Annotated in this window: 18 protein-coding genes, 1 tRNA gene and 1 pseudogene; 11 read left to right on the forward strand and 9 right to left on the reverse strand. The window is 67.8% G+C overall.

From position 1 onward, the window contains the following. Positions 1-65 precede the first annotated feature (65 nt). The 5 genes from GL263_RS06005 to GL263_RS06025 all read left to right on the forward strand — a co-directional run bounded on the left by GL263_RS06005 (position 66) and on the right by GL263_RS06025 (position 2,997). Positions 66-695 (forward strand): hypothetical protein, encoded by a 630-nt coding sequence (locus tag GL263_RS06005; protein WP_182854530.1) that lies wholly within the window; start codon positions 66-68, stop codon positions 693-695. 43 nt (positions 696-738) lie between these two features. After that, on the forward strand, positions 739-939 hold the full coding sequence (locus GL263_RS06010; protein WP_182854531.1) for a hypothetical protein: 201 nt from the start codon (positions 739-741) through the stop codon (positions 937-939). Continuing rightward, complete coding sequence (locus GL263_RS06015) at positions 936-1,184, forward strand: hypothetical protein (RefSeq protein WP_182854532.1); 249 nt, start codon at positions 936-938, stop codon at positions 1,182-1,184. The genes GL263_RS06010 and GL263_RS06015 overlap by 4 nt, the downstream gene beginning before the upstream one ends. Positions 1,185-1,385: 201 nt before the next feature. Then, positions 1,386-1,460 carry a 50S ribosomal protein bL37 gene (locus GL263_RS29210; protein WP_438873728.1) on the forward strand — a complete coding sequence of 25 codons (75 nt, stop codon included), beginning with the start codon at positions 1,386-1,388 and terminating at the stop codon, positions 1,458-1,460. A 187-nt stretch (positions 1,461-1,647) separates the two neighbouring features. Further along, positions 1,648-2,997, forward strand: coding sequence for a chloride channel protein (locus GL263_RS06025; RefSeq protein WP_182854534.1), 1,350 nt, complete (start codon positions 1,648-1,650; stop codon positions 2,995-2,997). Positions 2,998-3,062: 65 nt separating this feature from the next. On the opposite strand, the gene GL263_RS06030 is transcribed toward GL263_RS06025, so the two are convergent. From GL263_RS06030 to GL263_RS06050, 5 genes are all read right to left on the reverse strand, one after another. Beyond that, the gene (locus tag GL263_RS06030; protein ID WP_323379267.1) at positions 3,063-4,691 is read right to left on the reverse strand and encodes an ABC transporter substrate-binding protein; all 1,629 of its coding nucleotides are present in this window, start codon (positions 4,689-4,691) and stop codon (positions 3,063-3,065) included. Between the two features lie 5 nt (positions 4,692-4,696). Further along, the gene (locus GL263_RS06035; protein ID WP_182854535.1) at positions 4,697-6,763 is read right to left on the reverse strand and encodes an ATP-binding protein; all 2,067 of its coding nucleotides are present in this window, start codon (positions 6,761-6,763) and stop codon (positions 4,697-4,699) included. A gap of 63 nt (positions 6,764-6,826) precedes the next feature. Next, entirely contained in the window at positions 6,827-7,846 is a 1,020-nt protein-coding gene (locus GL263_RS06040) for a hypothetical protein (protein WP_182854536.1), read from the reverse strand. Positions 7,847-8,919: 1,073 nt separating this feature from the next. Continuing rightward, a tRNA-Arg gene (locus tag GL263_RS06045) sits at positions 8,920-8,997 on the reverse strand. A gap of 373 nt (positions 8,998-9,370) precedes the next feature. Next, entirely contained in the window at positions 9,371-11,494 is a 2,124-nt protein-coding gene (locus GL263_RS06050) for an ATP-binding protein (RefSeq protein WP_182854537.1), read from the reverse strand. Positions 11,495-11,598: 104 nt separating this feature from the next. Between GL263_RS06050 and GL263_RS06055 the strand changes: the two genes are divergently transcribed. Further along, on the forward strand, positions 11,599-12,654 hold the full coding sequence (locus GL263_RS06055) for a DNA cytosine methyltransferase (protein ID WP_182854538.1): 1,056 nt from the start codon (positions 11,599-11,601) through the stop codon (positions 12,652-12,654). A gap of 297 nt (positions 12,655-12,951) precedes the next feature. Then, positions 12,952-14,025 (forward strand): DUF3644 domain-containing protein, encoded by a 1,074-nt coding sequence (locus tag GL263_RS06060; protein ID WP_182854539.1) that lies wholly within the window; start codon positions 12,952-12,954, stop codon positions 14,023-14,025. A 463-nt stretch (positions 14,026-14,488) separates the two neighbouring features. Here GL263_RS06060 and GL263_RS06065 read toward each other — a convergent pair whose 3' ends face one another. From GL263_RS06065 to GL263_RS06080, 4 genes are read right to left on the reverse strand one after another with little or no spacing between them, the layout of a single operon-like run. Further along, on the reverse strand, positions 14,489-14,815 hold the full coding sequence (locus GL263_RS06065; protein ID WP_182854540.1) for a hypothetical protein: 327 nt from the start codon (positions 14,813-14,815) through the stop codon (positions 14,489-14,491). Between the two features lie 2 nt (positions 14,816-14,817). Further along, entirely contained in the window at positions 14,818-15,150 is a 333-nt protein-coding gene (locus tag GL263_RS06070; protein ID WP_182854541.1) for a hypothetical protein, read from the reverse strand. Further along, a complete protein-coding gene (locus tag GL263_RS06075) occupies positions 15,144-15,572 on the reverse strand; it encodes an ATP-binding protein (protein ID WP_182854542.1) in 429 nt (142 codons plus the stop codon). Before GL263_RS06075 ends, GL263_RS06070 begins: the two co-directional genes overlap by 7 nt. 45 nt (positions 15,573-15,617) lie before the next feature. Continuing rightward, a complete protein-coding gene (locus GL263_RS06080) occupies positions 15,618-16,025 on the reverse strand; it encodes an NUDIX hydrolase (protein ID WP_182854546.1) in 408 nt (135 codons plus the stop codon). Between the two features lie 117 nt (positions 16,026-16,142). On the opposite strand from GL263_RS06080, the gene GL263_RS06085 reads away from it, so the two are divergent. The 4 genes and pseudogenes from GL263_RS06085 to GL263_RS06100 form a co-directional block, all read left to right on the forward strand. Then, a complete protein-coding gene (locus GL263_RS06085; RefSeq protein ID WP_028427199.1) occupies positions 16,143-16,931 on the forward strand; it encodes a GntR family transcriptional regulator in 789 nt (262 codons plus the stop codon). 205 nt (positions 16,932-17,136) lie between these two features. Continuing rightward, a complete protein-coding gene (locus GL263_RS06090; RefSeq protein ID WP_182854543.1) occupies positions 17,137-17,493 on the forward strand; it encodes an SCO3933 family regulatory protein in 357 nt (118 codons plus the stop codon). 1 nt (position 17,494) lies between these two features. Beyond that, positions 17,495-18,872, forward strand: a pseudogene (locus GL263_RS06095) (FtsK/SpoIIIE domain-containing protein). 78 nt (positions 18,873-18,950) lie between these two features. Next, the coding region (locus GL263_RS06100; RefSeq protein WP_182854544.1) for a DUF2637 domain-containing protein at positions 18,951-19,329 on the forward strand (379 nt) is incomplete at its 3' end.

Raw genomic sequence — 19,329 nt, forward strand, 5'->3', positions numbered from 1 at the left:
CCCCGGATCCACCCCTAGGAATCTGAGGGGTCGTGAGGCCGCAACTCCGCCACTCTTCCCTCATCATGACTCTGAGCACACAGGTGATCACGATGATGGACGAGCGGGTGAAGGCGCCCCTCCCGGCCGGCGACGTGGTGGCGCACGCCACCGCCTACACGGCGCGTCTGGGCTGGCCGGTCGCACCAGGCCACAGACACCTCCCCCGGCGCGGATGCACCTGCGGCGACGGTGAGTGCCGCACCCCGGGGGTGCACCCGGCCACCTCCTGGGTGACGGGAGTCGAAGTAGCCCGTCTCCGCGACGAGTTCGCCGGTGCGCCGGGCGCGTGCGTGGTCGCCCCGACCGTGCCGTTCGACGCCGTCGTGCTGCCACGGGAGTTCGGCATGGCCGTGATGGTGCGGCTCGACCGGACCGGGCCGGTGCCCTGCATGGTCACGGACAGCACCGCCACGCTTCTTGTCCAGGCGGGCACCGGCACGGTCCTGCACCACACCGGAGGCGTCGCGGAAGTCCGATCGGGCCCGGACCGATGGGTGGCGCTTCCGCCGTCCCACGGCGTGCGCTGGGACACTCCGCCTTGGAGCGAGCCGAGCGGCGCGGCGCTGACGCTGCCTCACGCGCACGCCCTCGCACAGCCGATCGCCGAAGTCGCCCAGTACTTCGGGTACGGCCCTGCGGAGGCGGGCCGATGACAACTCCCGACCGCCCCCGCCCGGGCCGTCCGGGGAGGCCCGCGTGCTGAGTCGCCGCCTGCTTGTCGCCCGTTCCGGCTGGCCGGCCGGATCGCGTCCGGACCACACCGGGCCGCTGGACGGCGACGCGTCCCGCCTCGTGCGCCCCTACGTCCCCGCCGAGCCGCCGCCGGCACCCCGCTGGGTGTCGCTGTCCGGCACCCGGCGCGGCCCGTGGGCGCTGGCGCGGGGAGCCGCGCGGTGAGCCCGCGCGTTCGCGTCCCCGCCGAGCCGTGCGGCCGCCGGCGCCCGCCCGCGTTGCAGACGTCGCCGCTGGTGGCGTCCCGCCTGCCGTGCGCGCTCCCGGCCGGCCACGACGGACCGCACGAGGACGCCATCGGCCAGACCTGGACCGACCCGAACCCCGAGCTGGAGTACGCGCTCGGCGTGGCCCTCGCCGCCGACCTGCTCCGCTGGGCGTTCACCGACGACACGAAGGACAACCGATGAAACGCCGTCGGCGCCGGATCGAGGAGTCCCTGGCCGTTCAGCTCCTCTCCTGCCTGATCATCGCCGGTCTGCTCCTCCTGATTCTCCTCGGCACCCTCCCGTGAACCGGCCGACCGGCCCCACCGTCACCACATGCCGACCACCAGCCCCCTCTATACACTGAAGCAGCAATTCGAGCCGAAAAGATGGGAGAAGACCGCTATGTCCAAGCGAGGAAACAAGCGCCGCGCCCGTAAGAAGAAGGCCGCCAACCACGGCAAGCGCCCCAACGCCTGACGCCCCACTCCCGGCCCCGGCCGCCGACCCATCACCGTCCGATCGCCGTCCGATCGGCGGAAGGTGACGCGCCGGAGCCACCCACCCGGGCATGTTGCGAGGCCAGCGGCCCGGTGGCGTGCCACCCTCGGCCACACACGCCGCGTGCACACGACGGCGCGGTCCGGGTCGCGAGGAGGAAGCGCGGATGGCGGTCACCCGTGGCGGGTCCGACCCCGCGTTTCCTCCCGACCCGCTGACACTCCTCCGAAGCCGCTCCTACCTCGTGCTCCTCCTGATGTCCGCGCTGATCGGCGTGCCGGTGTCGGCGGTGGCGTTCGGCTTCCTCGCACTGGTCGGCGAGGTCCAACCCCTCCTCTACACCGACCTCCCCCGCTCCCTGGGGTTCGACGGAACACCGCCGTGGTGGCCTCTGCCGCTCCTCGCACTGGGCGGACTGCTGGTAGGCCTGACGATCCAGCACCTCCCGGGAAACGGCGGCCACGAACCCTCGGAAGGCTTCAAGACCACCGGGCCGCCCGCCCCCGCCCACCTTCCCGGCATCCTCCTCGCCGCTCTGGCGACACTCTGCTTCGGCGCGGTCCTCGGCCCCGAGGCCCCTCTCCTGGCGCTCGGCGCCGGACTCGCCGCCGGCGCCGTCCGCATGGTCAGGCGGGACCCGCCGCAGCAGGCCATCACGGTCCTCGGCGCCGCCGGCAGCTTCGCAGCCGTCAGCTCCCTGCTCGGATCACCCCTCCTCGGAGCCTTCCTCCTCATGGAAGCCTCGGGACTGGCCGGGCCGATGCTGGCACTCGTCCTCGTCCCCGGCCTCCTCGCATCCGGCATCGGCGCACTCATCTTCGTCGGCCTCGGCCACTGGACCGGCCTGGGCACCTACTCCCTCGCGCTCCACAGCGTCCCCGACGCCGCCGACCCCACCCTCACGGAGTTCGGCTGGGCCGTGCTCATCGGCGTGTCCGCCGCCGTCGCGGGCGCCGGCATCCGACGACTCGCCACCCGCCTCCGGACACACGTCGAAAGGCGACGCGTGACGGCCACGGTGGCCATGGGCCTGATCGTGGCGGGCCTCGCCATCGGCTACGCCCAGTCCACCGGCGAAGCGGCCACCGACGTCCTCTACTCGGGGGAGACCGCGCTGGACCCGTTCCTCACCGACAGCGCCGCCTACTCGGTGGCGGCGCTGCTGCTCCTGCTCCTCTGCAAGGGCCTGGCCTACACCGTCTCCCTCAGCGCCTTCAGGGGCGGCCCGATCTTCCCGGCGATGTTCCTCGGAGCGGCGGGCGGCATCCTCCTCTCCCACCTGCCGGGCCTCACCCTCGTCGCGGGCTTTGCCATGGGCGTGGGCGCGATGAGCGCCGCCATGCTGAAACTCCCCCTGGTCTCCGTCCTCCTCGCCACACTCCTGATCGGCACCCAGGGGATCACCGTCATGCCCCTGGTGATCGTCGCCGTGGTGACCTCCTTCATCACCACCGCCAAACTCACCCCACCCCCCACCCCGGAACCGGCGGCGAACCCGGGCCGGCGGCAGTCGTGAACTCGCGGGGCCGCCCCGCCCGGGTGGTCACCGGGGGAGTCGTCCCCGAGGCGACCGACGTCCCGTCAGGGGCACGAGCCGTCGAAGATCTCCTCGAAGCTGCGGTAGACGCCGGCCGCCCTGGTCTTCGCATCGGGGTCCGGCTCCGGGTACTCGCTGACGGGCACCGGCTTGCAGACCGCCCACTTCCGTGTGTCCGGCGACTCGTCGAAGCCGAAGGTGCCGCTCGCCCCGCGTACGCAGTTGACACAGCTCGCCCCGGAGCGGGTGCCGAGGATGTTCATGTTGACCATCGTGTTGTAGACGTCGGCATGCCTCGGCAGGGCCGGGGCCCCGTTGTTCGCCGCCGCTCCCTCCGCCGCCTTCCCGCCGCCGTTGATGTCGTCGTAAGCTCGGCCGGTGGCCTGGGAGAGCACCGTGAAGGCGTCGTAGTACATGACCGCGTAGCCGTCGTCCAGAGGCTTGCTCCCCCACGGCTGCGTGTGTTCCGGGTCGTTCCGCAGTTTCTCCCGCAACTTCTCGAACTGCTTCAGGAAGCCGCGCGGCCCGGCGGGGAGTTGCTTGTCCGCCGCCCATGACCGGGTGTCGACGGAGGCGGCGTTCACGAGGGTGATGCGGGCCTCCTTCAGCTGCTCGGTGATCTCCACCGTCGTGGACTCGGGATCCATACCGATCCCCACCTTCAGGATGCGCGTCGGTTTCCCGTGGTCGCAGGAGGGTTCGCTCGCCAGCCGGTCGACCAGGTGGGGCAGATCGTGATCGCGTCCCGCGAAGAAGACCGTCTCCGCTCTTGTCAGGCAGATGCTGCGGGCCACGTCGGAGAAGCGCTGGGGGACGCCCTCGTCGTCGCCGGTCAGCCCCAGGTAGGACGCCTGCCGCTGCTTGAGCCCGTACTCCTTGCCGAAGTACGCCAGGAAGACGTCCCGGAGGTCGGTGGAGTAGCTGTCCTGCTCCCTCCGGTCCGAGACGAGGAAGCCCGTACCGTTCCCGGGGTTCTCGGCGAGGTACTCCCGCAGCGCCTCGGCGTAGAGCGTGTTGGACGGGGACGTCTTGAAGAGGTAGCCGGCCTCCATGGTGGTCGAGGTGAGGATGGGACCGATCGCCGGGATCCGGTGCTCGGAGAGAGCCTCGGCCGCGGCGAGTGTGTCCGGAGTGCTGCTCGGCATGCCGAACACGCCTACCAGCGGCGCCTCGTCGTCGACCGTCCCGGCGAGCCGGTCCACCACGGGCTCCCAGTGCTCCAGGTTCTTCCCGTTGTGGGCCAGCAGCAACTGGTAGCGCGGACCCGCCTGGGCGTTGGCCCGAAGCTGGGCGGCGTGCGCGCCTGCGAGCGCGCGGGCGATCTGTTCCGTGCTCATGGTGCTGGAGGCGTCGGAGGTGAACGGCATCATGAGGGCGACCCGCACGTACGGGATGCGCGGCTGCCCGTTCTCCGGATGGGTCCAGCTCCTCTCCACCCGGGCGTTCTCCTCCGCCACGCCGCGTATCAGACCCTCCAACTCCGGCTCGCCCGGCAGGACTCCGGCGGTCACTCCCACACACTCGCCCCCGGCTGCCTCCAGTCCGCCGCCGCACCTCTCGGGAAGCAGCCGTACGACGACAAAGGCGACCGCCGCGAGCAGTACGACGCCCACCGCGAGGACGACCGCCTTGTCGGCCGGCCCCCAAGCACGGGTCCTGAAGTGGTTCAGCACAGTCCTCACTCCTCGTCCAGGGCAGAGCCGTACCTCGGGTAGGGTCTACGCTCGCGCGCCGCGGCCGGCCAGGCCCGGGCGGCCTCGCTGAGCACGGCACGCCCGGAGGGGTGCCGCATCGACAGGAACGTCAGCTCCGAGCCGAGGTCGTCGCACAGGTCGGGCAGGGGTTCCGCGTAGGTCTCGGAGAGGTACCAGAGCGCGTGCAGCAGCCTGTTGACGGACCTGCGTACGTCGTCGGTCTCGGCGTGGCGGTGGTCGTGGGCGCCGCGCGCGATCTCGGCGCGCTCGTCGGTCCACCCGTCCGAAGGGGGCCGGGGCGCCTCAGCGGTGTACCGGAGAGCGTCCAGCCAGCGGCCCGCGTCCCAGACGCCGAAGTACCCGGTCAGCGCGCTTACGACCGCCTCCGCGTCTCCCACCGCCAGGGTGTGCCGGAGGACGTCCGCCTCGTGTCCGGGGCCCCGCGCCGTGTGGTGCTCGCGCAGGAGAGCGTGCAGATCGTCCCAGCGACGTCCCGGCGGGGCCGCCGCGGAGGTCGCACGGGCCTCATGGATCAGCAGGGCGCGCAGGAAAGGGTCGGGGACGAAGCCCGTGGCGGCGGCCGTGGCCCCGTCCGACCCGGTCGTCCACAGCTCCTCCTCCAGGAACCGGGCGGCGGACGAGACCCCGGGGCCCGGGAGACCGCCGCCGGCCGAAGCGGACACCGGTACGAGCGCCTGCGCGGCCGCCCGGTCGCGGGCCAGGGCAAGCGGTACCAGGTGAGCGCGCGGCTGTGGCTGCGGCACCAGCTGCTCCAGCAGCACCTCGGAGACCCGTCGTCCCTCCTCGGCCGGCAGGTCGAGCAGCTTCTCCAGTTCGACCGCGCCTCGCCCACTGGCCCGTACGACCGCCTCGCACAGCGCCCTGCTGCCCTGCGGGTGGCCCCGGGTCAGGGCATGCAGCGCTGACGGCAGGTGGCGGGGGAGCGGGCCCTCCGCCGCGTCGAGCATCAGCAGCAGGTCGTCGCGGGTCAACGGTGTCAGTGGGACCACGAGCAGGCCCGCGGACGGTGAGCCGGGGACGGCGCGCTCCCAGCCGGAGGCGTGGACGAGCTCGGGCAACTCCCGCCGTGTCGCGTCCGGGTAGAGGTCCCCGCCTCCGCCCAGCCGGGTCGCGACGACCACCAGCGGGTCGCGGGCGCCGGACCCGGATCCGGACCCGGCACGGTGTTCGAGCAGCAGGTCGAGCACACGCTGCCCGGCGGCGGCGTGCGTGTTGTCCAGCAGGACAAGGGGGCGGGGCGTCCGGTTGACCCGGTGCCACCAGTTGTAGGCGTCGGTGAGGTCCTCGAGGAACGCGGCGACCAGAGTGTGCTCGACCGCCCGCTGGAAGTCGCCGCCCTGGTGGAAGCGCAGACTCAGCCGGATCAGGGCGGCTTCCCCGCTCTCGGAGCCCGGGAAACGGCTCTGGTACCACCGGCGCACGGCCCGTTCGTCGCGGCTGCGGGTGTGCCGGCCGAAGTACTGCTGGACGACCGCCTCGGTGACAGGAGCCAGATCGTGCCGGAGCCTGTCCGGGTCGGCGAGACGCTCGCTGACGTCGTACGTCCACTGGCCGCCGTCCTCCGTGCTCTTCTCAAGACCGCAGGCCGTGAGGAGACGCGCGATCCGGTCGCGGGCCAGCGACTGCTCGACCTCGTTGCCGCGATGCCAGCTGGACACGGCGAACAGCCCGGGCAGCAGGCGGGAGAACCGGAACCGGCAGGCACCCGGCACCACGGGCGCCAGCCGGCACACCAGGTGCTCCAGCACCTCCACCACGGCCGAAGTGTTGGCCGCCGTGGAACCTGACCACCGGCCCTGATCGATCCGCGCGGCATCAACCCTGCCGACCGGAACGCGCCCGCGGTAGGCCCTCTCCAGGAAGTCCAGGGCCGCCGTCCTGCCCATACCGTGGCGGCCGGTCAGCAGCGTCACGGGAAGGTCGCCGCGGTGTTCCTGAGGAACGAGTTCCCGCCGGTCGGCTGCCAGGCCGACCAGACGGGGCACCAACGCGCGCAGGAGGGGGTCCCGCGCGTATAAGGGCCTCCGCATCGCCCTTTCCCCCGTTCTGTCGATGTCTTCGGTGACGTTGTCGTTCCGTGTGCTCCTGGCGGCTCAGCTTCCGAGCAGCCTCCCCAGCGCCTGGCCGACGGCGTCGAGCAGCAGCTGTCTGCCGACCGTGTCGGGCGCGCCACCCAGCAGGCGCCGCATGCTCTCCATCAGCCCACGCTGCCGGTCCGGCCCGGGGCCGTCGTCGCCGTCGTCGCCATTGCCGTCGTCGCCGCCACCGCCGTTGCCGCCGCGCGCCAGGGCGGCCGCGCTGCGCAGCAGAGCCGCGCGGGCCTCCGGGGCGAGATGCAGCCCCGGCGCCAACTCCTCGATGAGACGGGCGAGTTCCGCTGGCGTCAGCGCGGTGTGCACCTCGACGCTGTTGCGCACGTGGTGCTCGGAGTCGCCCTGCGTGATGTGCCCGATCGTCCCGGCCTCTATGTGGGTGTGCTGGGCGGGCCGACGGCGCTCGCGCTGCTGCGCCACGTACGCGACGATGTCCGAGGAGCCGCTGAGCACGGCGCTCACGCCCTGCGAGGTGAGCGCCACGTGCGAGCCGATGTTGTTGTGGAACGGCGGCCCCTCGCAGGTGATCAGCTCCTCCTCGGCGAGATAGGTGAGGGCCCGGGCGACCTCGCTCCGGGACAGCGGCTCCCCCAGGAAGAAGACGTCCGGCGAATCGAGGAACCCGCTGATCCGCAGCGGCTGCCGGTGCGGGTTGGCGTGGATCCAGTGCAGCACGGCACGCGTCGCGTGGCGGCCCCGCTGGACCGAGTTCGCGCGCAGCGCCTGCAGCCGGCGAGCCCGCTCCGCCCCGGCGGCCCGGAGCGTCACCACGGGAGCGCCTGCGTCCGTGCCGGGCCCGCTGCGAAAGTCGATCAACTCCTCGGCACCGAGATGCTCGACGACGGCCCGGACCGCGCTCACGGGAATGCTCTGCGAGGAACCGAACTCCGCACAGGAGACCTGCCGGCCCGGTTCCCCCTCCGCCCTGTCCCAGATCCACAGCAGGAGACGCGGGCCGTACCTCTCGACGTACGCGGCGAAGTCGGCGTGGTCCCTGAACGCGGGCGCTGAGGCTGACACTGACCGACCCTCTTCGTCTTCGCACCGACGGCTAGCTGCCGCACCTACCCCGCTTCCGCCCCTCGTAATCAGATCTGTTCACCCGGTGAACGCCCACAACACCCCCACACTTGACCGAAGTTGACCCTGCTCGGCTGCTCGGCTGCTCGGCTGCTCGGCTGCTCGGCTGCTCGGCTGCTCGGCTGCTCGGCTGCTCGGCGCCCGACCGGCCGCATGCCCTCGTCCACCTACACGAACATGAACGTCTGCGTGCCGCGGCGAGGACTTTCGCCGGGTGGGCGCCCACCGCACGACAGCGGATCCCGGGCACGCCGCCTACCGTCGGAGCCGCCGCGTACGGCACTGTGTCCCCGACTGCCCGCTGCAGCCAAGGGGGTTCAACGTTGTGGGAGCAACTGCCGGCTCTGGCCGGGGTTGTCGTGGGAGCCGTCGGATCCTACGTGGCGACCAGCCTCACGGAACGGAACCGGTTGCGGCGCGCAAGAGCCGAACGCTGGGACCAGAAGAGACTGGACACCTACGCCTCCTACGCCTCCTATGCGAACTGCCTGAAGCATCAGATCAACATCGCCCAGCGCATCGGAGCCGCGAGGGGGTTCCAACACGCCGTGGACCCGCTGGACCCGGAAAGCGGCCTACCTCAGCTCGCCGAGGCCGAGGCGCGGCGCGCGGCCGAGTGGGAAACGGTGCTACTGGTCGGGGACGCCGAGACCATAGCGGCGGCCCGCACGTGGCACGAAGCCGTGTGGAACGTCGAACTCTACGCCCGCGGCCTCAAGGACGACCCCGCCGGCTGGGACAAAGTAGTCGGACAGATGAGCCGGGCCCGTGACGACTTCTACGCTCTCGCACGGCGTGACCTGGGCATCTCAGGCCCCCACCACCATCCGGCACCTGGCCCCGCGCCTGGCAGCAGCAAGAAGACACAACCTGAGCGCAAGCGGATTCTTGAGATCGACTACTGCCCCCGGACGGCCTCGCAGGCGGCGCCGCGCGGCCGCCCGCGAGGTCACTGCCGTCGAACGGAGCCGTCAGAAGCGCCCCGGACCATGATCGGTCCGGGGCATTTGCGCTGGTGCCCCCGGCAGGATTCGAACCTGCGACACCCGCTTTAGGAGAGCGGCTGGGTGATCTGCGGGCTCAGCTGCGGCTTCGTCGGCTGAGGGAGCGGGTGATTACTTGCCCGCGTGCCACCGGGTTTGACCGTGACTGGCCCCTGCATCTGGCACGGTTGTGGCACGAACCTCAGCCGACGACAGTCAGCCACAGCGGCGGGTGCGTCGACCGGCCAGGCGAGCGTGTGTCTCGCTGCACCCCCATCGGCCTCAGCGACGGTGTCGGATTGTCGCCGGCCAGCTCTCCCGCGTCGAGCGGAATGGCACACGGCTCCGGAGGGGGCTTCATGTCCCGATAAACCAACAGGTCATGAGGCCAAGCGGCTCGTATGCACCGAGCTGCGTCCACGGGTGGTCCATGGGCCCGGTGGCTCCGTCGGGCAAGGGCAGCGGCCTGGACGCCTCTCGGCTAGGAGTCGAGTGCCCCTGGATCGCGCCGAAGCTGGTCCACTTTACGTAGGAAGTCCTGATGAGCTTGGTCTGTCTGCTCCAGTAGGTCGTACCAGCTGCGGCGTTCGACGTTGAGGCTCTCCTTGAGGAGCCTACGGTTAGTCCGGCTTAGTCGATCGACGTGGTCGACGATGAAAGTGAGCCTTCGGATGGGGAAATACGCCCCAAACTCTGGAGTATCGTCGAGGAACTCTTCCAAACTCTCAAGGTAGTCGACGGCCCTGGTGAATTCGTCGTCCGTCAAGTAGTAATCGATTCGCTTGATCTCGACTACCCAGATGGTCCCGCGGGGCCCGTTTAGCAGGACGAAGTCTGGGCGCTTTACCGGGTTGCGAATGGTGCTAGTCGCGATAAGTTGATTGGACTTCTTGAAATACCACGTCTCGAAGCTGTTGCGGACCCGGTCGAGTGCGTCGTTCATCCCCAGGGGAGTCCATTCCGGGGCCAGCAGCCACGGTGCCTTCTCGATGAGTTCCTGGAGAGGGCGTTCGAGTGTCGTACCATCCGAAATCAGCTGACGGAGTCTGGTGACAACTTCTACTCGCTCTTGGGCTACCTGGCCAAGGGCATAGAACTCGGCAACCCTAGCCTTCTGGAATAGAGCCAGCACGATATCTAGGGGGCTGTCCACCTCCTTGGACACCTGGTGCAGCGTATCTAGGAGTTCTTTGTGCGGCGCAATGTTCTTCGATAGCTCCAGGTAGCGTTCGACTCGCTGCGGATCCGACGCCGCTTCACGATCGCTGTCAGCCACGAGCAGGCGAAACGCCTCCTTGACCGAATTGCGGTACTGCGGATCACCTGGAGCTTCTGCTTGCAGTCGGGAATCGAGATCTGCAGCCTGCTCGAAGACTTGTCGTGTGCGCCGCTGGACCGAGGACCTTCCGCGTTTGGCTAGATCCTTGACCTGCTTCGAGCCCCAACTCTGCAGGGCTTGGCCTAGGTCGGACGTCCAGATGATGTCTTGTCGGTCGGAGCGAACTAGGTCTTCGGCTTCGTCCAACCACTCGACATGAATCTCACCCGTTAAGTAGGACCTGACACTCCACTCACCAGTGAATCCGGATGTGGCTCCGAAGTCCCGAGTGGTGGCGACAATCTTTCCGCGAGCATAGATGCGGACACCAGCCATCACCTCGTCTTTATACGGGTCCTTTGCGAAGGCGAGCCAGCCTGAAACCGGAAGTGGATCCGAATCTTCTGGAGCAATTGGAGTTCGATCAAAGGTGACCTTTGTGTCCTCCTGAAGGTCAATACTCAACTCGCCAAGACGGAACGACTCTGATTTAAGACCTGGGAGGGCGTCGCTCTCGCGAGTATTGAATACCTCGACATCCCAGTCGTCGCGCCTAATGCCAAACCGGGCGCAGAGTTGCCGATGTAGTTCTTCCCCTTTGGGGACCAGCTTGCGGTTGAAGTCGCTGAGTCGGATGCTGGTGCCGTGCTCATCGCGAAAAGTACCGTCGAGGTGTCCTACCTCAGGAATATAATCATCCTCCGAGTCGAACATCATGGCATCAAGATGCAGCTTGATGTGGGAAACGCGGTATCCCTGCTCGGTCGGTGCGCCTCCTGCGGTGATCACCTCCACGGTTCGGCAGATTCCGAACGGAGCTAGTTTTCCGATTCCCTTCCTCCCCATGACTCGCCGGCTCTTGCCCTTGGACGTGTCCTTACCGAACCGTCCGCGTCGGTCAGAGCCAACGAGCAAGTAGTGGGTGTTCACCTCCTCAGAGGTCATCCCATGGCCGTTGTCCTCGACGGTGACTTCGTACTGCGCCACTGCCGGCTTGCCGGGCTGCGCGGCGAGCCAAGTGCCGAACGGAAGGCGGACCTTGACTTCCGTAGCATCTGCGTCGTAGGCGTTGGCGATGATCTCTGCGAGGACCGCCGAAACGCGGTCGTACAGCTTGATGCCGAGCTTGTCGACCGTCAGCCTGCTGATCCGCATGCGGTACGGTCCGGTGTTGTCGCCGCTAGCGGACGTGGTCTTCGCCCGAGCGTCGTGGTGGCCGTCTGTCTGCCTCGGCAGTGCTGGGAACAGCCCCTGGGTCTCCGGTTGTTCTGGGCCTACGTTCGTCACTTACCCACCCCCGATGTGTCAAGTTCCGGCCAGCTAAGCATAGCTGATGGGTTGTCAAAAGATCGCCCTGACATCTCCGGGGCCTTAAGGACTAAGATCGCGCCATGCCCACGTACAGCGCCGTGGATCTGTTTGCTGGGGCGGGGGGCGCAACGCGAGGCCTGAGGGATGCGGGCTTCGCGATGCTCGCCGCCGTGGAGAACGACCTGGAAGCGGCCGAAACCTACCGCAGGAATCATCCCAAAGTGTCTCTCTTCGCCCAGGACATCCGTACTGTAGAGCCTCGGGTGCTGCTTGCGGCGTCGGGCGTCGCGGCAGGGGAGCTCGATCTACTCAAGGCGTGCCCACCATGCCAAGGGTTCTCGTCTCTGGCCAAGGGGCTGGTTGATGAGCAGCGGAACGACCTGGTCTTGGATACCTACCGCTTCGTTGAGGCCATGAGGCCAAGGATTGTTCTGCTCGAAAACGTCCCTGGACTGGCTCGCGACCGCCGCCTTCCGGAGCTGCACCGGATGCTTGATGGGGCTGGGTACCAGCTCAAGACGGCCACACTGGACGCGGCCGCATTTGGGGTTCCCCAGCGTCGAAAGCGGTTCATCTGTTTTGCCGTCAGGGACGATGTTGCCTTTGTGCCCGTCGAAAACCTTCTCGAATTGTTGCCTCCTAGTTTCCGAAAATCTCCGAAGACAGCTGGGCAGGCACTGGCACATCTCGCGCGTTACTCTCGCGCGGGGGATCCTTTGAATGTTCATCGGAAGAGTTCGATTGTCGTTGAGGCGCGGATCGCCGCTATCCCAGTTGGCGGCAATCGATTCGACCTTCCAGAAGAGCATCAGTTGGACTGTCACAAGCGATTGACTTCGAGGAACGCGAGCTCCTCGTATGGCAGGGTCAGGTTGGATGATCCAGCTCCCACTATGACGACTCGGTGCACAACGCCTGCGTGCGGAACATTTATTCACCCTTCTGAGAACCGCGGATTGACGCTTCGCGAGGCGGCTACGTTTCAGACTTTTCCGGTGGGTTACGAGTTCCACGGTAATTACGGGTCAATTGAGCGGCAGATCGGGAATGCTGTTCCTGTACGAATGGCCAAGGGGCTCGGGCTGATCGCCACTGCGATCCTGAACGGTACAAGTTCGCACCGGGAGAAAAGCTGACTCACACTCTTGGATAAAATGTGGGCGGGGTATTCCCGATTCCCGATTAGTCGCTAAATCCCGCGAGCCGGTCATACGCAGCGAACGGCTCCCACCGCGCCCGGCCGTGGACACGCCCTCCTGTCAGCGATCACGCCAAAGACGCGCAGCTGCTGGCGCCTGCTTGCTGGAACACGCGACCCCATCCGAGGGCTCACTTGCGAAATCGTCTTCACATAACAGCCACAAGTGGATATGGTCGGTTCTACGTGGTCGCCCTCTGGGGGAGGGCCCCGTGAACGCGAAAGGTAGAAGCCGATGAGACTGCGCCGTGAATCTCGCATCCTCAAGGATAAGGCGCTGGCATCCTTGACTAATGCTGTTACGGCATTTAATTCTCCTCAGGCTTCCGCGAGCCGTACAACCGTGACACTCATGTCGGCCCAGCACTGCTTTGAAATGCTGCTAAAAGGTGCGCTTGTGCAGCGCAAGGTCGACATATTTGATCGCAATGCCGACATGAGCTTCGGCTTCGATAAATGCATCAACCTTTGCGCCGAAAAACTCGGCGTCTCTGAGCAAGAAGCAGGATATCTTCGGATGATTGCCAAACTTAGAGATGCAGAGCAGCACTGGTACGGCGTCGTTTCAGAAGGTATTCTCTACACGTGTATGCGTGCTGCTGTTACGCTCTTTGATGAGCTTCTGCAGCGTGCGTTTGGTGAGTCATTGGCTAAGCATCTGCCGGATCGAGTTTTGCCGGTATCGACCCTCCCGCCAAAGCATATTCAGACTCTTATCGATGAGGAATTTACGCAAGTGCGAGAGCTCCTGCAACCCGGCAAGCGCCACGGTGCAGAAGCTCGCGGGAGAATTCGTACCTTGCTGGCCCTTCAAGCTCTTGAGGTCGATGATCTTCAGATCAGTGAGCGGGATATCGACCGGGTTGAGGGCGGAATTAAGCGAGGAGTGGAGCCGGCCGAGTTGATCCCTAACCTTTCCACGATTGGGACGGAGGTCACGGGGGAGGGGATCAATGTTACTGTGCATTTCACCAAGCGGGGTGGTGCTCCAGTGCGTTGGGCCGGAGGGGATGAGGCGGCGGCGGCTGTGAGGACCGAGGATCCTTGGAAGAAGTACCACTGGACCCGCGGAAAGCTCGGAGAGAAGCTAAAGCTGAGTACGGGGCACGCGGCCGCTCTCCGCTGGCACCTAAAGATTGATGAAGATGAATCCTGTCATATTCAGAGATTTCACAACAAGACGCGAATTGACGGCTATTCTGACAATGCATTCAATAAAATGCGTGATGCAATGAAAGAGCCAGGCTTTGATATTCGTGTAATTTATCAAGAGTATGTCCGTCGAAATGAAGGGTCTGCCGGGATCTAGTTGACTGGCAGGTGGTCTTTTTCGCCCACGCACTGGTCCAGCCGTTCGAACTCACCGCAACTGCCTCGTCCCCAGCTCCCATCCCGTCCGCCGTCGACCCACACACCGTGGAGCGGGCGTGGTTCATGGCGTCCAGGTGGAGCGCGCCACTGTACGAACGACCTGGACGCCATGGGCCGCGTCTGCTCGGCTCTGCCTGGGTCGACGGTGGACGGGATGGGAGCCCACAACCCTCGCCACCCATGCGCCCGCAGCCGGGAACGGCGCCCCCTCCATCCCGGTGCCGGCCGATCCCCCGCCGGAGGCATCATCTTGTGCCCGCGGGTGATGTCCCGCCCTTGCCCGCATGCACGCAGCGCGCCGCCGGGCGCGGCCAGCCGGGGCGCAGACAGGAGGCAGGCCGCGCCGCAAAGGCGGCGCGCGCCCGCGCCGTGCGCGGGCCTTGAAGACGTAGAGAAAGTTGTTACTCACCCTGGTCGCTGTCGCTGTTGCGTGCCCTGTTGCGGTTATGGGCTACGCGTTGGCGGTGGCGTTCGATTTCGTAGGCGACGGTCTCTGCTGCTTGGACGACGAGGTGGAGGCGGTTGAGGACGTCTTTGCGGGCTTTTTCGATGAGTTCGCGGTGTGTGGGTGCCATGGGGTCGCTGGTGCCTGCGGGTGCCCAGTTGTTGAGGCTGCTGTGGCGGTGGACGATTTCTTGACAGGCGCGGATGACGCTGTTCATGGCGGTGGTGATCTCGTACCGGTACAGGATCTCGTTCTCGTCGGCCGGTTCGGTGGGCTGGGTCATGGTCAGTGTCCTTGGGGGTGTGCGGGGCCGGCGGTGAGGAGGTAGCGGGCGCTGTCGTCGAACGCGGTAAACGTGTAGCTGCCGCCGCGGGTGAGGACGGCCAACGCGTGCTCGTGCTCTGCGTGGTCGTGCAGCCAGTGCCGAACGGGCCCGGCCTCCCACGGGTCGAGCTGGTCAGCGATGTGTGCGGCGCGGTGGCGTAACCAGCGCAGTGCGAGACGGGGTGTGGTGGCCTGCCGTGATCCGAGGGGGATGGTGCGGTGTTCCGCAGGGAGGTAGGCCAAGGCTTCGGCCCAGCAACTTGGCGCGATCCGCGGGGGCGGGGCGGTCAGCATGCGGCTCCCTTGTCGTTCACCCGCTGTGCCTGGCGCTCTGCGAGGTGGGCGGTGACGGTGTGGCCGTGAGCGTGGCGGGCGACGGCCAGTTCGGTGGTGAGCATGGCGACGATGGCCAGTCCGCGGCCGTGGGTGTCGTCGGGCGCCGACTGCGTCAGGTGGGGGCCGCTGGCGCTGTCGCCTCGGTCGGTGACGGTGAGAGTGACGCCTTGGTGAGTGCGGTGGATGGTGACGCGGAAGTCGGGGCTTGTGGTGTGGGTGACGGCGTTGGCGCCCAGCTCAGTGACGATCAACGCGGCGTCGTCGGCGCAGGGGCAGTCGGTGAGGATGTCGCGGGTCCAGCGGCGGGCACGGGCCACCTCTTCGGGGATTCCTGGACAGAGGAGTTCCCAGACCCGCACCCTGCTCGTATACTCATCCATACAAGTGCTCCCGTGCTGGTGGCCGCAGTGGACAGTGGATTGGTGCTAGACGAGTTTCACGCCGTCGTGCGCGCGGATGGCCGGCGGCGATACCGCGTCCAGGGCGTCGAGTACGCGGATCGCGTACGCCTCGTTCGCCAGCTCACCGACCTGATCGCGGGTGACCCAGCGCAGGGCCTTGGTCTCGTCGCCGGTGGTGGGCTGGCCGTCGATGGCCTGGCAGCGGAAGACGAGGGAGACGATCAGGCCCGTCATGTTCTTGTAGACGCCGGTCAGGGTCGCCGGAAGGGCGATCTTGATTCCGGTCTCCTCCAGAACCTCGCGCTGGAGGGCGTCGGGAAGGGTCTCGCCGGGCTCGACCACACCGCCGGGCGGCTCCCAGTGCCCGTTGTCGCGTCGCTTGATCAGCAGGGCGCGGCCGTGGTCGTCCACGATCACCCCGGCGACGCTCACGGAGTGTGGGCGCTCGGCTGTCGTCACGTCTGGGCTTCCTTGATCCGTTCGGCTGGCTAGGCTCTCCACCGTAGCAACCACACATAGCCTCTCGTCTAGATATCTAAAGGAGTACCCATGGCCGCTCTCCCTTCGGGCACGCTCGGCTCACTGGACCCGACCAGTGACCGGGCCGTGTTCCGGCAGATCGCCGACCAACTGCGAGAGGCCATCGACAAGGGACGCTTCGCCGAAGGGGCCAAGCTCCCCTCGGAATCGGAGTTGGTCGAGCACTTCGGCGTCTCCCGCATGACTGTGCGCAATGCGCTGTCGATGCTCCAGAGTGAGGGCCTGGTCTCCTCCGAACACGGCAAGGGCGTCTTCGTCCGGCCCCGCCCGCCCGTCCGGCGTCTGGCCTCTGACCGGTTCGCCCGGCGCCACCGCGAGCAGGGAAAGTCGGCCTTCACTGTGGAGGCGGAAGCCGCCGGCAGCCGCCCCGAGGTCGACAACCTGGAGGTCAAGGAGGAGCGACCGACCCCGGACATCTCCGCCCGCCTCGGCGCCCCGCGGCGCGTACTCGCCCGTCGCCGCCGCTATCTGCTGGACGGCCGCCCGGTCGAGTTCGCCACCTCCTACCTCCCGCTGGACCTGGCCCGGGACACCCCGATCGCCCAGCCCAACCCGGGCCCCGGCGGCATCTACGCCCGGCTCGAAGAACTCGGCCACAAGCTCGACCACTTCGACGAGGAGATCCGGGCGCGCATGCCCTCGCCGCTGGAGATCAAGACACTCCGCCTGGCCTCCGGCGTGCCCGTCATCCACCTCATCCGCACCGCCTTCGACACCAAAGGCCGCGCGGTCGAGGTCTGCGACACGGTGATGGCCGCAGACGCCTACGTCCTGAACTACCACCTCCCCGCCACCTGACAGGCCGGGACGGAGAGGTGCTGACGGATCGTCGAGGGCGGGCTGCTTCGCTCAACTCGTACACACCAACAGGCATACTCGTATAGACGAGTGGGCAAGACGTATGGCACAGTGGTTCGCGTTCCACTCGACCTCTCTCCTCCGCTGCAACTTGTCTAGACGACTAGATGCAGCGGGTGAGCTGACCCCTGAGGAGACACATCCCGTGCGTTCCATCCGAGTTGAGACCTCCACCGCAACGATCCTCCTGACCGAAGCCCCCGAGCCGAAGGTGCGCGACCGGCAGACCGGTGAGATCGCCAAGGACGCCGTGAGCGGTGAGGCGCTGATGAAGGTCGGCGTCGTCTTCATCGACGAAGGAGAGTCCTCGCTGATTCACGTCACCGTTCCGGAAAGCGGCGTCACCGACGGCTTGGCGCTCGGGGCGCCGGTCTCGCTGCCGGGCCTGGTCGCCCGGCCGTGGGAGTCGGTGTTCAACGGGCAGCAGCGTCACGGCATCGCCTTCCGGGCTGCCGCCGTCACCGCCGGTGCCGTCCCCGCCATGGCCGACGCGGGAGCCTGACGTGTCCGACCTGCTGACACTGCTGGAACTGGGTGGCCCCCTCGTCGCACTCGGCGGCGGGGCTGCCTGGGCCCGCACCCGACACCCGGCCCTGTACTGGAACACCCTCGGCCTGCCGCTGTCGGTGCTCCGGCTGCTGACCTCCTACGGCTCGGTCATGGACTCCTGCGGCCTCACCGTCGCCCCCTCCCGCCTCCGCGTCCTGGCCACCTACGCCACCACCCGCCGCGAGATACGCCCCGTTCCACCCCGCCGGGGACTGATCCGGCCGACCACCACCGGCCTGCGGTTACGGCTGCGGCTCGCCCCGGGGCAGGAACCGGCCGATGTCGCCGCCTCCGCCGAAAGACTGCGCCATGCCTGGGGCGTCCACGCCGTGCACGTCACGCCGGTCAAACCGGGCGTGGTGGAACTGCGCCTGGTCGGCTACGACGTACTGGCCCAGGTCCGGATGCCCAAGCCGACCGCGCCCGACCCCCTGCGCGTGCCGGTCGCGCTCCGCGAAGACGCGCTCCCCTTCGTCCGCGACTACCTGACGATCCCGCACCAACTCACCCTCGGCGCAACCCTGTCCGGCAAGTCCATGTACCTGCGCAACCTCATAACCGGCCTTGCCCCGCAGCCGGTCGCGCTGGCCGGGATCGACTGCAAGCGCGGCGTCGAACTCGCCCCCTTCGCACCACGGCTGTCCGCCCTGGCCACCGACCCCGACGAGGCAGCCGAGCTGCTGCCCGTGCTCGTCACCGAGATGGAGAACCGCTACGACCTGATCAAGCAGCGGCAGGGCATCGCGCCCAGCACCCCGGACGAAGACATCACCTCCGACATATGGGGGCTCCCGGAGAGCCAACGCCCGGTGCCGATTGTGCTGTTCGTCGACGAGGTGGCGGAACTGTTCCTCACCGTCACCAGGAAGGACGAGGAACGACGGGACGAGATGGTCACCCAACTGATCCGCCTCGCCCAGCTCGGCCGGGCCGCCGGCATCTACCTGGAAGTCTGCGGCCAGCGCTTCGGCGCGGAACTCGGCAAAGGAGCCACCATGCTGCGCGCCCAGCTCTCCGGCCGGGTCTGCCACCGGGTGAACGACGAAGCCTCGGCCAAGATGGCGCTCGGCGACATCGCGCCGGAAGCCGTCGACGCTGCCTGCTCCATCGCCCCCCGAGCGCCCCGGCCTCGCCGTCGCCGGTGACACCTCCGGCGGCTGGACCCGCATCCGCACCCCGTACCTCTCCCTCGCTGACGCCGCCGTCGTCCGCCAGGACACCGCCGACCTGGTGCCCCACGTCCCCGCGCTGGCCCCCTTCCGGCCCGACGTACCCGCGCACCCGGCCCGACCGGCCGTGCCCTTGACCAAGCCGCGCCCCGTCACCGGCTGACCCGCATCCCCAGCAGTCCCGGCGCCACGCGCCAAGTCCCTACCCCCGCCATGCCACAAACCGAAAGGAGGTCCCGCGATGCGCCGCCACCTCGCCCGGATCGACGCCGTGCTGATCCAAGCGGTGATCGCCGGTGCCCTGTCCTTCGCCCACCTGCACGACCTGGCCGAAGCCGCCGGACAACACGGCTGGAAAGCCTGGGCCTACCCCGTCTCCGTTGACCTGCTGCTCGTCGCTGCCTGGCGCCGCCTGCGCTCCGGTCACGCCACCGCCTCGGGCTGGTGCTGGTTCCTCACCGCACTGATCGCCTCGCTCGGCGCCAACATCGCCACCGCCGGACTGCTCGACCTCGACGACGTACCCGCCTGGCTCCGCATCCTCGTCGCCGGCTGGCCCGCCATCGCCTTCCTCGGCGGAACCCTGCTCGCCCACACCCCGCCCCCAGACGAGACACCGG

Origin of the sequence: Streptomyces durbertensis (assembly GCF_014156695.1) — a bacterium.
In the GTDB taxonomy this organism is placed as follows: Bacteria; Actinomycetota; Actinomycetes; order Streptomycetales; family Streptomycetaceae; genus Streptomyces; species Streptomyces durbertensis.